The sequence below is a fragment of the Pontiella desulfatans genome (genome assembly GCF_900890425.1).
Lineage (GTDB): Bacteria > Verrucomicrobiota > Kiritimatiellia > Kiritimatiellales > Pontiellaceae > Pontiella > Pontiella desulfatans.
In genome coordinates, this window is sequence record NZ_CAAHFG010000002.1 from 587,622 (window position 1) to 601,544 (window position 13,923).

A 13,923-nucleotide genomic window follows, 5' to 3' on the forward strand; every position below is an offset into this window, starting at 1 on the left:
ACATTATACATTATGAAACTATTGGTAGCGCTGTCGACCGATACAGCCTATCCAAGGACGATACGCGACCCACGTACGGTAAGGATGCTGTAATCACCTCCACGTAAATGGCCGACGATCCGGTTAGCGGAAGCATGCCACTGAAACGGTTCATTTTTTGATGAATTGCGGGGGGGCGGTTAATCGCGTTTAGTTGCGGGGTTTCCGCTTGGTGTTTGCGGGAGCGAACTGAACTGTAAGAGGACGATTTATGCAATACGGATTTTTTGACGACAAAAACAGAGAGTATGTGATTACGCGCCCGGATACGCCGAAGCCGTGGAGCAACTATATTGGAAGTGCCGAGTTTGGCGGCGTGATCACCAATAACGCCGCAGGATATACCTTTTATAAATCGGCCGCGCAGGGGCGATTGACACGCTATAAGTTCAACGCGGTGGCGGCCGACCTCAACGGGCGCTTTGTCTATTTGCGCGATGAGGCCACCGCTGATTTTTGGACCAACTCCTGGGCGCCGGTCTGCAAGCCGCTTGATGCGTTCAAGAGCGAGTGCCGCCATGGAACCGGCTATACACAAATCAAGTCCACCTATGCCGGGATTACATCAGATGTTACCTATTTCGCGCCGGTTGATAAACTCTACGAGGTTTGGCGTATCAAGATCTGCAACGAAAGTTCCAAGGCTCGGAAAATCAAGGTGTTTCCGTTCGTTGAGCCCCAGTGCAACTGGAACGCGCAGGATGATATGAACAATCTGCAGTACAGCCAGTACATCGCCAAAACCGAGCGAATTGACGGCATCATTGATATCGGCTCGAATGTCAACATGCCGGAGGATCCGGACAACTTCACCAACAAGGACCAGAAACGCCACACCTTCTTTGGCCTTGCTGGAATCGAGGCTGAAAATTTCGATGCCAATCTCACGTCATTTCTCGGCGCGTACGGAACTTATGCAAGGCCGGGAGCGGTTTTAAACGACGCATGCTCCGGATCAACCGCCAGCGGGGACATGCCTTGCGCCGCCTATGAGATCGAGCTCAAACTCGCTCCCGGCGAAAGCCGTGAATTCGCCTGTGTCTTCGGGGTTGGCCGCGCTGTCGAGGCCGGCCGGGAGGCGATCACCGAAATGGATGCGCCCGAAAAGATTGAAGCCGCACTGGATGCCATCAAAGCTTATTGGCATTCACGCATCGAAACGTTGAGTGCCGAGACCCCGGATGCAAACTTCAACTCGATGTTAAATACCTGGGCACCGTTCAACAGCCTCATGACCTTCTACTGGTCGCGCACGGCTAGCCTCGTTTACGCTGGTGAGCGCGACGGCCTTGGTTTTCGCGATACGTTGCAGGATTATATGGCTTCATCGAGTCTCGTCCCTGAGGAGACGCGCGAACGGCTTGAGCTGATGTTGACCGGGCAGTATTCACATGGCGGAGCAAAGCCGGTGGTTCAGCCGTTCAATCATCATCCAGGACAGGAGGCATTTCCGGATCAATACCGTTCCGATGACTGCATGTGGTTTTTCAACTGTGTTCCCGAATTCGTCAAAGAGACCGGCGATATTGACTTTTTCAAGAAGATCCTTCCGTTTGCTGACAAAGGGGAAGCACCCGTACTCGGCCACCTGCGCCGTGCCATCGAATTCAACCTCGAACGTTCTGGCACGCACGGTCTTCCGTGCGGATTAGCAGCCGACTGGAACGACTGCATTCGCCTTGGTGACAAAGGCGAAACCGTTTTTGTTGCCCTCCAGCTGCGTTTTGCATTGAACGAGTATGTTTCCATTTGTCAAATGCTCGGCGAGACCTCGGAAATTGAATGGGCCTCCGAACAACTGTCCGCATTGGATGCGAATATTGAGAAGCACGCCTGGGACGGCGAGTGGTATCTGCGTGCCTACCGTTTCGACGGTGTGAAATTTGGCTCGAAGGAATGTGACGAAGGAAAAATCTTTATGAACCCGCAGAGCTGGGCGGTACTTTCCGGTCATGCAACCGGCGCGCGCGCGAGTCAGGTGATGGACTCGATGCACAAATACCTCGCCACCGATTATGGCATCATGCTGTGTTCTCCACCGTATATCGAAACCGACCCAAACGTTTGTCTCGGTCGTTTGTTCAACCCCTGCATGAAGGAAAACGGAGGTATCTTTAACCACACCCAAGGGTGGGGCGTGATGGCCGCCGCGAGGCTTGGCATGGGCGACCGCGCATGGGAATACATGCGTAATGTCATGCCGGCCAGTTTCAACGATAAGGCTGAGATCCGCGAAGTGGAGCCCTATGCCGTCTGCCAGAGCACACATGGACGGTTGAGCCCGCGTCACGGCACCGGCCGTGTATCCTGGCTCTCCGGTTCCGCTGTCTGGAACTATGTCGCCATGACCACCGCCATCCTCGGCATCCAGGCCGACTACAATGGATTGCGCATCGACCCCTGCATTCCTTCGTCATGGAACGGGTTTACCGCTATCCGGAAATTCCGTGGTGCCATTTATCGCATCACCGTCAAAAGCCCGAGCGGAATCTGTAAAGGGGTTTCGTCAATGACGATCAACGGAGAACCCATTGCAGGCACCCTCGTTCCCGCCGCCGCTGAAGGCGAAATCTGCAACGTGCTCGTCACCCTGATGTAGCTTTGTTCCAAGGATCTTTTTGTGTTGTTCAGGCGCGGATGAGTGCGAGCACTTCATCGCGCTTTGCGGCCATCTGACTTGCTGTTTTGGCCTCGAGGTTGAGGCGCACCAGCGGTTCGGTGTTGGATGTGCGGACGTTGAACCACCAGTCGGTATGCGAATAGGTCGTGCCGTCGAGCTTGAGTTTGTCGGCATCGCCGTATTTTTTGTTGAGGCGCTCGAATACAGCACTCACATCGGCCACCTTGGAATTGATCTCGCCGGAGGCGAAGTAGCGCCGGATGGGGCGAATCAGCTCGGAGAGTGTTTTGCCCGTTTCGCTGATGAGGTTGGCGACGCAGAGGGCGGCCAGCGCCGAGCTTTCGGTGTAGTAGTTGTCGCGGAAGTAGTAGTGACCCGAAAGTTCGCCGGCAAAGACGGCATCGGCTTCGCGCATCTGGGCTTTGATGAAGGCGTGGCCGACGCGGCTCATCATCGCGTTGCCGCCAGCCTCTTCGATGACTTCTCTTGCCGCCCAGGTGCTGCGCAGGTCGTATAAGATGGTGCTGCCGGGAAATTTTTCGAGCAGGGCCTGTGCGATCAGCGCGGTGATTATGTCCATGGAGACGTTGTTGCCGTTTTCGTCTAGGAATCCGGCGCGGTCGGCATCGCCGTCAAATGCAATCCCGAAATCGTAACGGCCTTTTTTGAGTTTGGCAGAGAGGTCTTCCAGTGTTTCAAGATCGAGTGGGTTGGCTTCGTGGTTCGGGAAGGTTCCATTGAGTTCGTCGTACATCGGGGTGATGTTGAACATGGCATCAGTAAAGGTTTTTCCTTCCAGGATGCCCATGCCGTTGGCGTAGTCTATGACGACGTTGAGTGACTTCTTGATGTTTGCAAAGGCGCGGATGTGAGCGAAATAGTCCGGCTTGATATCGTATGTGATGACGGTGCCGGGCACCGAGGAGAGTGCATCGAAGGACTCTTTGTTGACGATGCGCTCGATGTCGGCGATGCCGGTGGCTTCGGAAATCGGAATGGCCTGCTCTCGGCATATTTTCATGCCGTTCCACTCGCCGGGATTGTGCGAGGCGGTGATGATGGCCGAACCGTCGGCTCCGAGCTTGCCGTTGGCGTGGTAGCACATCGGCGTGGAAACCAGACCAATATTGATCACGTCGACACCCTGCATCGTGAGGCCTTTGGCCATGGCCTCGAAAAGCGGGGTGGAATGCGGGCGCATGTCGTGGCCGATCACAAATTTTTTCGGTTTCAGGAACGTGGCAACCGCCCGTCCGATTTTAAAGGCGATTTCATCGGTCAGATCGGTTCCGTAGATTCCGCGAATGTCGTATGCTTTAAAAATTCCAGCCATTGGGGCTCCTTGTTATGAAAGTTTTTTCCGGATTTTGGAGGCGTGCGTGCATTGCAGTCTGGCGAATGCGGATTCGATATGGGCGGGAATATCTACGTGTCCGATAAAGCCGGAGCCGTTCGGGCCATAGCCGTGTTCGTCGTCGCGCAGGCGCGGGATTTCACCGAGGACGAGCTGCAACTGGTATTCAAATGGCGCCGGGTCCAGTTTTTGCGGATGGTCACAGGTCAGGGTTTCGCCTTCTGATCGGAAATGCGGGATCGATAGCGCAAAGTTTGTGAACTGGGCTCCTGTTTCTTTCCATTCGTGCAGGAAGCATTCATAGGTGCGACGTTGCATGGCGGCTTCCTGAATAAGAATGACGCTGCGGGGGAAAGGTCCGTCGGTGCGGGCGACCTCCAGCGCAAGGGCGGCATTTTTGCCGCAGTTGGTGGAGTGGTTTTCGATCAGGATTTTATCCGCCGGCACGTTCAGATGGTGAATCATCAGGTCGGCTACCATGTCGGCTTCTGCGCGGTCGTCGGTCGGTACGGCGTGGTAGATCGGGTGGTGGCGGAAGCCGCTGCGCAGATTTTCGGTCGAGTGTCCTTTGCCGCCAACCACCATGATTTTTTTTGCGATCCCGCTCCACCATGCTTCGGCCACGGGAACGGCGAGATCTGGGGTGGAAAGCCCCGCAACGAAAATAAGCAGATCGGCACGCGCCTCGCCGCAATGATTCTGGAATGCTTCTTTCGAGAGTTCCGGAATATCGCGGCGGGCGAGAAATTCGAGGATCCGGTTCAGATCCCCGGCTTTTTCTTTGGGGCCTGGCTTCATGCGGGTTTAGTATCCGCCCCCACCGAGCGGGTTGCCACCGAGATCGGCGAGATCTTCGCCTTCTGCGATGCGCTTAGCCGCTTCGTCGAGGATGGCTGCCGTGGCGGTTGCGCCGATACGGGTGACGCCCATTTGGCGAACGCGGACGAGGTCGGGCAGGGTGCGCACCCCGCCGGCCGCTTTGACCTGCACGGAGGGCTTGGAGTGTTCGCGCATCAGTTTCAGGTGCGGTTCGGTTGCGCCTTTGTAGTTGTAGAACCCGTTGTCCTGCTTAACGAATCCGTAACCGGTGGAGGTTTTGACGAAGGCGATGTTGTGCTCACTGCAGATTTCGCATAAGCGGATAATCTGGTCGTCACAGGTCAGGAAGTCATTTTCGAAGATAACCTTCAAGATCGCTCCCTCGGCGGTGACGGCATCGTTAACGGCTTTGAGTTCGGCGCTGACATAATCCCAGTCGCCGCCCAGCACCTTGCCGGTGTTGCTGACGATATCGATTTCCAGTGCGCCTTCTTTGCAGGCACGCACGGCTTCGGCGATGATGATTTCGGTGTGGCTGTTGCCGTGCGGGAAGCCGGCGACAGCGCAGACTTTCACATCGCTACCGTTGAGGATTTCGGCGGCCATCGGAACCGCATGGGGTTTGATGCAGACGGTAGCGCAGTCGTATTTCAGCGCCAGCTCGCATTCTTTCTTGAGAATGGTGTCGGTCATGGTCGGATGCAGCAGGGAGTGATCAATCATTTTGGCCAGATCATGTACGGTAATGCTCACGGAATTCTCCTTCAGATTAATGGATACGTTAGAAATCGATCGCAACGCGCGAGCCCGGCTGTTTTTCAACCAGGCGCACCAGTTTAATATCTTCGAGAGCCTCCTGAATGGAGGGGATGTCGGCCGGCAGGCTGTCCGCGCCGCTGTCGAGCGCTGCGGCGAACTGCTGGTACGCATTCTGCGGCAGCGGCTCCACTTTCCACTCGCGCTTTTCTCCTTCGCGCGATGCCGTGATCACCTGTCCTCCGTCGGCCCACGCGTGCGTCAGACGCCAGCCTTTTTCAGAAACCGAGTAGCAGATGTCGATGTGCTCGCGGTCGTTTCCTTCCGTGCTGAACACCTGCAGGTCGGCCGCCCAGGTGATAAACAGATGCGCAGAACCGTTGTCTTCGAAGTCGAGTTTCATGAACTCGGTGTCACCGCATTTCAGATCCGGATGCGCGTGTTTGTCTGAGAAGTAGGTGGCGGCCTTCATCGGGCGGCCCATCAGGTAGCGCGCAATGTTCTGATTATGAATCATCGCATCCATGAACGGTCCGCCGTTCTTTTCCGGATCGAGTGCCCAGTCATTCCACTGTGGGTAGTGGTGGAGCCAGTCCTGTTTGTAGAGCGCGAGCCGGCCAATTTCCGGATCGGCAAAAATATTTTTGTAGGTTTCGATCAGCGGATTGGCGGTGCGGTTGTAGCCGAGGCCGCACAATACACCAGCCTTTTCGACGGCGGCCACCATGGCTTCACATTCTTCTGCCGTCGCGCCGAGCGGTTTGGTGGTGAAGATGTGTTTGCCGGCGGCGCAGGCGCGCTCGACCAGGCCGCGACGGATCCACGGCGGAACGAAGAGCGCGACGATATCGATTTCCGGATCATCGAAACAGATTGCGTCGCTGTCGACAGCCTGACCGCCCAGCTCGGCAGCATATTTTTCCGCCTGTTCTTTGCGCGGGTCGAACAGATATTTTACTTCAATGTTTTCGGCGTCCTTGATGTCGCCGGACTGCCAGCGCAGGAAATCGCCGCAACCGAGAATTGCCATTTTGTATGTTTTGCTCATGTTGTTCTCCTTGAATTGAATAATTACTTAATTGCGTCGAGGCCGACCTGATAGGCCGCCAGAATAGAGTCAATCAGTCCGTTGTTGAAATCGGAGATCACCATGCGCTCCGGCTCGGCTTCAAACCATTTGACGGTTTCTTTGATGCCTTCAGCGAACGGGATGGTCGCCTCGAACTCCGGCACAAACTTTTTGATTTTGGAGTTATCAAAAATCGCACTGACCGACTTATCGCCGAGGAAGTTTCCAACGAGCCAGTCATGGCCTTGCGATACGGCGACGGTGGCGATGAAGTCGGACGCGACATGCACGATGTTGGCTTCTACCCCGGCAGCCGCAGCGACCGCCTGATAGATCTGGTCCCAGGTCAGCAGTTCGTCGGAAGTGATATGGAACGCTTCGCCGATGGCGGCTTCGTTGCCGATCAATCCGACAAATCCTTTGGCGAAATCTTTGGAGTGGGTGATGGTCCACAGCGAGGTGCCGTCTCCGTGCACAATGACCGGTTTGCCCTGTTTCATGCGGTCAATGATGGTGTAGTCGGTCCAGCTGCCGAGTGCGACGGGAATGACGGTATCGTAAGTCAGCGACGGACGGACGATGGTGACCGGGAAGTCTGCTTCATCTGTCAGCAGCTTTTCACAGGCGGCTTTGTTGCGCGAGTAATCCCAGAAGGGGTTTTCGAGCGGGGTCTCTTCGGTGATGAACGGTGTTTTCGGCGGCTTCTGATAGGCCGAGGCCGAGCTGATGTAAATGTACTGTTTGGTTTTGCCTTTGAAGAGGGCAATGTCGCGCTCGACTTCAGACGGGAGGAAGCCGATCCAGTTTACCACGCAGTCCCATTCCTGTCCTGCCAGCGCTGTAGCGGTCTGTTCCGGATCGCTGATGTCGCACACGAGTGACTTGGCACCCGGAATATCGATTTTGCGGGTTCCGCGATTCAGCAGATACAGATCCATTCCTTTTTTAACCGCCAGCCGGCTGGTCTCCGTGCTGATATTTCCGGTTCCACCGATAAACAATACCTTCATGTTGTCTCCTTAGTTAAATAGAGCGTTCCGCAGATAAGTCCATTGTAGGACAGGCTTCTCTGTATCCAGAGAGCCTGTGTCCATCACACGCTCCCGAATACGGGAAGCGTGTCCTACAGGTGCTATCCCGTCACTGCATACTCTGACTGATTAAGAGCCATATTATATGAGGACACCCTTTTCCCGGCTAACCGGATTCGATCAAAATCTATGCGTATTCGGACAGTTGTTGTTTGAATCTGTGCCATAAGATGAGAATATGCGCATATGAAATCGGTTTTTTGGCAGACAAAACCTTATGAAAATGTTTTTCGGATCAACCGGCAGCCCGAGCTGGTTTTCCGTTGGCATCATCATACCTACTGGGAGATCTTCGGTGTGGTGACTGGGGAGGGGCAGGTGCTCATTGGCGACTGTCAGCAGCACGTGCAGGCCGGCGAAGTCTACGTGGTTGCCCCGGGCGTCCCGCATTCGTTTTTTGCACTCACCAACCCGGAACAGGAGCAGAAAGCCGGCGACTTCCTGATTTTTGTGATCGATCTGGATGCAATGGGCCCCCTTGCCGGCGAAGCCCGGCTTCAGCGCTGGGAGAAAGCCGCCAAAGGCGGGCTTTGTTATCGCGGAGAGGCGGCGCGCGAAGCGCTGGATTTGCTGGCCTTCGCCGAACAGAAAGAAGGCCTGCCGCAGACCATCGCCGCCCTGCAGGTCGTTGAACACTTAATGACCACCCGCCACGGCGGCGCACTGAGCGGCTTCGCGCTCACCGAAAATGTTTCGCAACGCGACACCGAACGCATTGAGCGCGTGCTCGAAGATCTGCATCACCGCTTTGCCGAACCCGTCAGTCTGCCGGAGCTCGCCGCCGCCCACGGCATGAGCGAAAAAACGCTCGCGCGAATTTTCAAAAAATCAACCGGACAGACCGTTGTTGAATACCTCAACCGCCTGCGAATCTCCACCGCCTGCCAGCGGTTGACCGCCACCGATCAGCTCGTTACCCAGATCGCCTACGACTGCGGCTTCGGATCGCTCTCCAGCTTCAACCGCATGTTCAGACGCTACCAGAACACGACCCCCTCCGCCTGCCGCAAGTCCGCTCCTTGAGCCCTCTGGGGTGCGGAAATGAAGAGTACGATAAAAAATAAATCATTCTAACGGATAAAAGAAGTTTTAAGACGAGTTTCCGCAGTTGGGAACGATTTTCTCCGGGGAATTGGTGTGTGCGAAAACGAAACGCACGATGAAATATGACTGAGTCTAGCGGATTACAATAGATTTGAAGAGCCAATTTTAACCCTTCTTTCGCTATTCGCGGGCAAACCCGCCTTTTTCGAGGGGGGAAACCTTCGTTCCACCCAATGTTTTCAGGGGTGTATGTTCGAAAACAGGCTGTAGTGAAGACCTTGCCCGTTGACGATCCGTTTTTCTGTGGAAAAATCGGAGCATGTACCTGAGAGCGTATAAGCGAATCAATGACGGCAAGGAGCATCGCTATTGGAGCGTGGTGGAAAGCGTTCGCACCAAGCGCGGCGTTCACCAACGTCAGCTTCTTTATCTGGGCGAACTCAATGACAGCCAGAAGGCGCAGTGGTGCTCGGCGCTGGATGTGTTCGACGAATCGAATGCTTCGGTCCGGCAGATGAGTCTCTTTCCGGAGGACCGGACTCCTCCTCCGGAGGTCTCCAATCCCGTTCAGATCCGGCTCAGCCAAATGACGTTTCATCATCCGCGCCAGTGGGGCGGGTGCTGGCTGGCGACGGAGCTGTGGAATCAGCTTGATCTGGATCGCTTCTGGGAGCCCCGGCTGCCGGAGAGCCGCAAAGGAACCGGCTGGCTCAGCGTTCTCAAAACGCTGGTCTGTTATCGTCTGCTCGATCCGGGCAGCGAATGGCGGTTGCACCGCGACTGGTTCAAAACCTGTGCAATGGCCGACTTGCTGGGCGAAGATGACTCCATTGCCGCCAAAGACACGCTGTATCGCTGTCTCGACAAACTCTGCGAACACAAGAACGACCTGTTTTCGTTCCTGAAAACACAATGGAGTCTGCTGTTCAGCCTTGGCCGTGAGTTGAGCGACTTCCTTGCGTAGCATTTCAATCTGCTCCCCGGCGCGTTTATAGCTGACGGCCGCATGTTTGCTGGCGTTGGCCTTGATCTTGGTGCCGCGCCGACCTTCTTGAGCCCGGCGGGGTTTCCTGCGCCATAAGCAAGACCTCCACGAAGGCCTTCTCGAAGAGTTCCCGGTTCTTGCGCCGGAAGGTGCAAAGGGTGTCATGGTCGGGATGCAGGCTGCCTCCGCAGATGTAGCGCACCACCACATCCGAATGGGTGGCATCCTCGATGACGCGTGATGAGAACCGCCCGGTCGCATAGCAGTAGATCAGCAGCGTGAGCATCATTCGTGGCGGATACTGCTCATCGCCCGTTCCTCGGCAGTTGGTGCTAAAGTATTCGGCAGGGAGTCGATCGACCGCATCGATCAGAAAATGAACAATGTGATTTTCTGGAATCCAGTCGCGCAGATCCGGCGGCAAAAGCATCGGGGTGTCCCGGTCGAGATTTTTGAGTCGCGTGGCCATAAGCCTTCTTCATTAAGACAAGAGAAGTCTGGCACGTTTACTAAAGTATTAATAGATGAAATGTCGGCTAAGTCCGACAGACTGCTAGCCCAAAAGATGCTTCCTTTGAGGTTCAGCAAATTGTTGAGTGGATTGATGGCGCAAGTCAGTTGCTGGGAGTGAAATTGGATGAAGCGTACAAACCTCCAGTCATGGCTACGGCAAACCGCCTGCCTCGTTTTGTCATTAATTATGTCCAAAAAAACGCAGATATTCCTGACTTCCCCTCGCCGGTTTTACCATCTCCAAAGCAATACAAGCTTGCCCGGAAGAAGTTGGCGCATGTGTTTAAGGCGGGAGGAGCTGTCGAAGGTAGTTATGCGCTTCAGGATGCAAAAAAGATAATCGACCCGGCACGGGATGCTTAAAGAGGTATGTGAAACTCATCGCGCGTACGATAAAATTGACCTGACACAAATGCCTGCGGACTATTTGCCGCGCACGAATTACGTGCCTGCGTGCTCCTTCTCTGAATACAGACGACGTGTGCCGGCTATTCCTTGGGACAAGACCGAAAGTGTAAAACTGACAGATTACTATCAGGTAATTCATAGAAGAATGTTAACCCAAGTTTCTTAACGGCTCGCGTAAGTTACTCGTAATCAACGATCGGACCTTTTGTGGCACTACAAAGTCGTTAGCGTTTCAGTTCCGTTTTGCGCGGTGGATACGCGCGTTTCCAGTCGATTCCCAGCAAGGCATAAACTCGCTCTTGTTCTGCATCCGGCTGACTGGGCTTGCGGATGGATATTTCGTTTCCGCTTTCAAGTGGCAGCCGGGTGGTTGCCACAACATGGGTGCCGAGTAGGCGGCGCAGAGTGCGCCACTCCCGAAGGTCACCGGAGGTTTCAAGCCGGTAGCCGATCCAGCGCAGCAGGTGATAGGCGAGTACGCTGATAAAGATGTGCCCGTCGACGCGCTTTTCGAGTTGGTGGAAGTTTGGACGCAGCCCGAGTGTGCTCTTGAGCATGCGGAACCCTTTTTCAGCTTCGAGCAGGGTCATGTAGAGCTCCCAGAGCGTTTCGGCTTCCATGCTTTTGTCGGTTTTGAGGACGTAGTCGCCGCATAGCGCGAGCGCTTCGTCGAGCTTCTCATCGTTGCGGGCAAGAAGTAGGGTTTGGTCTTTGTGCTCGGCTTTATAGAAGCGGGCAACCCGAGGGTGTTTCTTCAGGAAGGCTCCGATCTTGCGTTCGATTACATCCGGCTTTTTGAGCCTTCCTTTTTCAATACGCCTGCGCAAGGATTCGCCGTCGGCAAGGAACCATTTTTCGGCGTTGGAAATCATGGCGCGTTCTTTTTCCCCGCGTTGGGCACTCCGGCAGAGCACGAGACAGCAGTTTTTATTTTCCGGATCGGCGATACGCTTGACCTCTACCTGCTTGTCCGCTTTGCGCCCAGGGAGCGCACAAAAGGTTTCATTTGCGAAGTATTCGGCATAGCGACTCCGGCTCCCTCGGGTGATGTTTACGATGTAGGAGCATCCGCGTTGTTCAAGTAGCTTCAGGTTTTCTTCCGAGACGAACCCGGCGTCGAGGATTACGACGGGCTTGAGCTCTTGGTCGCCGAGCTCCAGCCGGTCGAGCATGGCCAGTAGCGTTTTTGTATCGGCGATGTTCCCCTCGAACACCTCGTGCGCCAGAGCAAACCCATGTTCGTCGAATGCCATGCCGACCGCGACTTGGCGGCAGTCGTTGCGCTTCTGTTTATTCTTGCCGTGCTTCGCCTTCGGGTTGCTTTGGCAAAGACCTTCAAAATGAGTATTGGTGACGTCGTAAAGCACGATGCTTCGGCGCAAGCTGAAGAGTTCCTGCTCACTGGAACGAAGCTCCTTCTCGATTTTTCGCCGGATTTTAAGGAGTTCGTCACTGGTTTTGTAGAGTCGATCTTTTGTGGTTTTCGTAACGCCCACTCCGAGGATCTCCGGCAGCGCTGTCCGGTTCGACCAATCAATTAGCGCCCATTCGCTGAGCGGCTCGACCAATCGGTTAATCACCATTAGCTGAGCAATGGCTATGTGCTCCGGCTTCATTCCAAGACTGCTTAAAATCGCCGAAAGCCCCAGCGCCTCCCACGCCTTAAGCGCCACCAAATGAGGCCCGAACCCCACCACATAATCGGTTCGAATCCTCTCAACCAGTACGCCATCAAGCCGGGTTGTGCCAGGAGCCAGCGCAACCGCCTTGGACTGCTCCGCAATTTTATGGATCCGTACAACCCATTCAGCACCCACCCTCGAAAGCCTTGCTGGAAAAAGTGATTGCTCGCCACGCAGGCGCAACTCCACAGCCTTTGCAATTATTCCCCGCTCATCGGTCGGAACCGCAGCATCGCCAAGCGATGCCAAAACCCGTTGACGCGGCAACCCCTCCTCATTTCGGTAGGACTCCACCAGCTGAAGCACCGACGTTGCGCGAACCGTCTTTTCCCTGAAGAACATGCCAAAATCATACCAAGACCGAGTTGTGCGTCAACCGGCTCAGGCAAATTGCAGGCACTACGCCGCGACCTCCACGTTGGAAACACGTGACTTACAACAAAAACGGCACCGAAATGGGGTGAAAAAGTCGCTTTTTCCCATTTTAAAACGAGCTTCTAAGAAGCTTGGGCTAGCAGTCTCTGGCCAGGATAATGTCATTGCAGGTAAGGAGGCAGAGGCAAAAGAGAGAGCTCTTTTGTATGTTTCCCTTACTCGTGCCCGAAAAAGTGCCTACATGACCAGTTGCGGCGAACCGAGTCCATACCTCGTTGCTTAGCGAAAAATTTATAAACTGCGACTACTTTTGAGTAGTGATGGAAGCAGATCAGCAGAGTGCCCCCTATGCACTCGAAGAAAAACTTGCGGCGATGGAATGCCATTTGCGTGATATCCGGACGGATGTGTCCTGGATTCTGACGGCAGTTCGCGATGAACTCGAAGCTATCAGGCAGCGCGATTTTTGGCAGGAGTACCGCGAGACCTACCAACAGGAGTAGAGGCGATTATGTCTTTGCTCCTTTTTTTATTTCCGACCACGGAATACACCGAACACACGGAACAGAGCGGGAATTATTTTGACCGCGAATGACGCGAATGGGCGCGAATTAAGAACGGGAAACTAAGCGGAAATGATGTTGGCCACGAAAAGGCACAAGAAATCACAAAAAAGCGGAAGTATATTTAACCGCAGATGAACGCCGATAGGAAATAAACGACTCGGGTTCCCCGTCACCTGCACGCAGGGTTTGGATTAAATGGCGCAGGTCGCGACAAACCAGTTTGCCGATCCCGGCTCCAAAAATCCAATTGCGTTTATTTCCAGAACAGCCATCTCCTATTAGTGAAAATCAGTGTCCATTGAACCGTGCCTCCGGCACTATTTCCTTTCGGAAATTATTTATCGCTGCGCTTTCAGGTGCCTTTTTGTGGCAAACATTTCCCCCTCGGTTTTACTCGGCTGTCCCTCACCTGTCCGCCGTAGCCTCTCGGGCGAAGGAGGAAGCGATAGCGGGGGGTGAAAAATATCCCATACCGATAACCGGTAACGATTAACTGATAACTGAAATTGCACCCCAGAAAATGAGTGCAATTTCCCCATATGAAAACGATTCAAAAAATCCGTTTGATGCCATTTGCTTGAACGGTAACACCGCGAAGGAAC

Annotated in this window: 11 protein-coding genes and 1 pseudogene; 5 read left to right on the forward strand and 7 right to left on the reverse strand. The window is 54.5% G+C overall.

Translation table 11 applies throughout. The features are described 5' to 3' along the window. Positions 1-250: 250 nt before the first annotated feature. Positions 251-2,638 (forward strand): GH36-type glycosyl hydrolase domain-containing protein, encoded by a 2,388-nt coding sequence (locus tag E9954_RS18070; RefSeq protein ID WP_136080695.1) that lies wholly within the window; start codon positions 251-253, stop codon positions 2,636-2,638. Positions 2,639-2,666: 28 nt separating this feature from the next. On the opposite strand, the gene E9954_RS18075 is transcribed toward E9954_RS18070, so the two are convergent. The 5 genes from E9954_RS18075 to E9954_RS18095 are packed head-to-tail and all read right to left on the reverse strand — an operon-like array spanning position 2,667 to position 7,667. Continuing rightward, positions 2,667-3,992, reverse strand: a complete 1,326-nt coding sequence (locus E9954_RS18075; protein ID WP_136080696.1) for a phosphomannomutase/phosphoglucomutase — start codon at positions 3,990-3,992, stop codon at positions 2,667-2,669. Between the two features lie 12 nt (positions 3,993-4,004). Next, complete coding sequence (locus tag E9954_RS18080) at positions 4,005-4,811, reverse strand: YdcF family protein (RefSeq protein ID WP_136080697.1); 807 nt, start codon at positions 4,809-4,811, stop codon at positions 4,005-4,007. A gap of 6 nt (positions 4,812-4,817) precedes the next feature. Next, complete coding sequence (gene deoC, locus E9954_RS18085) at positions 4,818-5,555, reverse strand: deoxyribose-phosphate aldolase (RefSeq protein ID WP_342793826.1); 738 nt, start codon at positions 5,553-5,555, stop codon at positions 4,818-4,820. Positions 5,556-5,613: 58 nt separating this feature from the next. Next, complete coding sequence (locus E9954_RS33060; RefSeq protein ID WP_136080699.1) at positions 5,614-6,636, reverse strand: Gfo/Idh/MocA family protein; 1,023 nt, start codon at positions 6,634-6,636, stop codon at positions 5,614-5,616. Between the two features lie 23 nt (positions 6,637-6,659). After that, a complete protein-coding gene (locus tag E9954_RS18095; protein ID WP_136080700.1) occupies positions 6,660-7,667 on the reverse strand; it encodes an SDR family oxidoreductase in 1,008 nt (335 codons plus the stop codon). 267 nt (positions 7,668-7,934) lie between these two features. Here E9954_RS18095 and E9954_RS18100 point away from each other — a divergent pair, with 267 nt between their 5' ends. Continuing rightward, entirely contained in the window at positions 7,935-8,771 is an 837-nt protein-coding gene (locus tag E9954_RS18100) for an AraC family transcriptional regulator (protein WP_136080701.1), read from the forward strand. Positions 8,772-9,111: 340 nt separating this feature from the next. Then, positions 9,112-9,720, forward strand: a pseudogene (locus tag E9954_RS18105) (IS1634 family transposase); the annotation flags it as partial. A gap of 61 nt (positions 9,721-9,781) precedes the next feature. On the opposite strand, the gene E9954_RS18110 reads toward E9954_RS18105, so the two are convergent. Beyond that, complete coding sequence (locus E9954_RS18110; protein ID WP_136080703.1) at positions 9,782-10,246, reverse strand: transposase; 465 nt, start codon at positions 10,244-10,246, stop codon at positions 9,782-9,784. A gap of 164 nt (positions 10,247-10,410) precedes the next feature. Between E9954_RS18110 and E9954_RS18115 the strand changes: the two genes are divergently transcribed. Next, positions 10,411-10,653, forward strand: coding sequence for a hypothetical protein (locus E9954_RS18115; RefSeq protein WP_136080704.1), 243 nt, complete (start codon positions 10,411-10,413; stop codon positions 10,651-10,653). Between the two features lie 269 nt (positions 10,654-10,922). On the opposite strand, the gene E9954_RS18120 is transcribed toward E9954_RS18115, so the two are convergent. Beyond that, positions 10,923-12,722 (reverse strand): IS1634 family transposase, encoded by a 1,800-nt coding sequence (locus tag E9954_RS18120; RefSeq protein ID WP_136080705.1) that lies wholly within the window; start codon positions 12,720-12,722, stop codon positions 10,923-10,925. Between the two features lie 353 nt (positions 12,723-13,075). Here E9954_RS18120 and E9954_RS18125 point away from each other — a divergent pair, with 353 nt between their 5' ends. Continuing rightward, positions 13,076-13,258: a hypothetical protein gene (locus E9954_RS18125; RefSeq protein WP_136080706.1), complete on the forward strand. Its 183-nt coding sequence runs from the start codon at positions 13,076-13,078 to the stop codon at positions 13,256-13,258. The last annotated feature ends 665 nt before the right edge of the window (positions 13,259-13,923 follow it).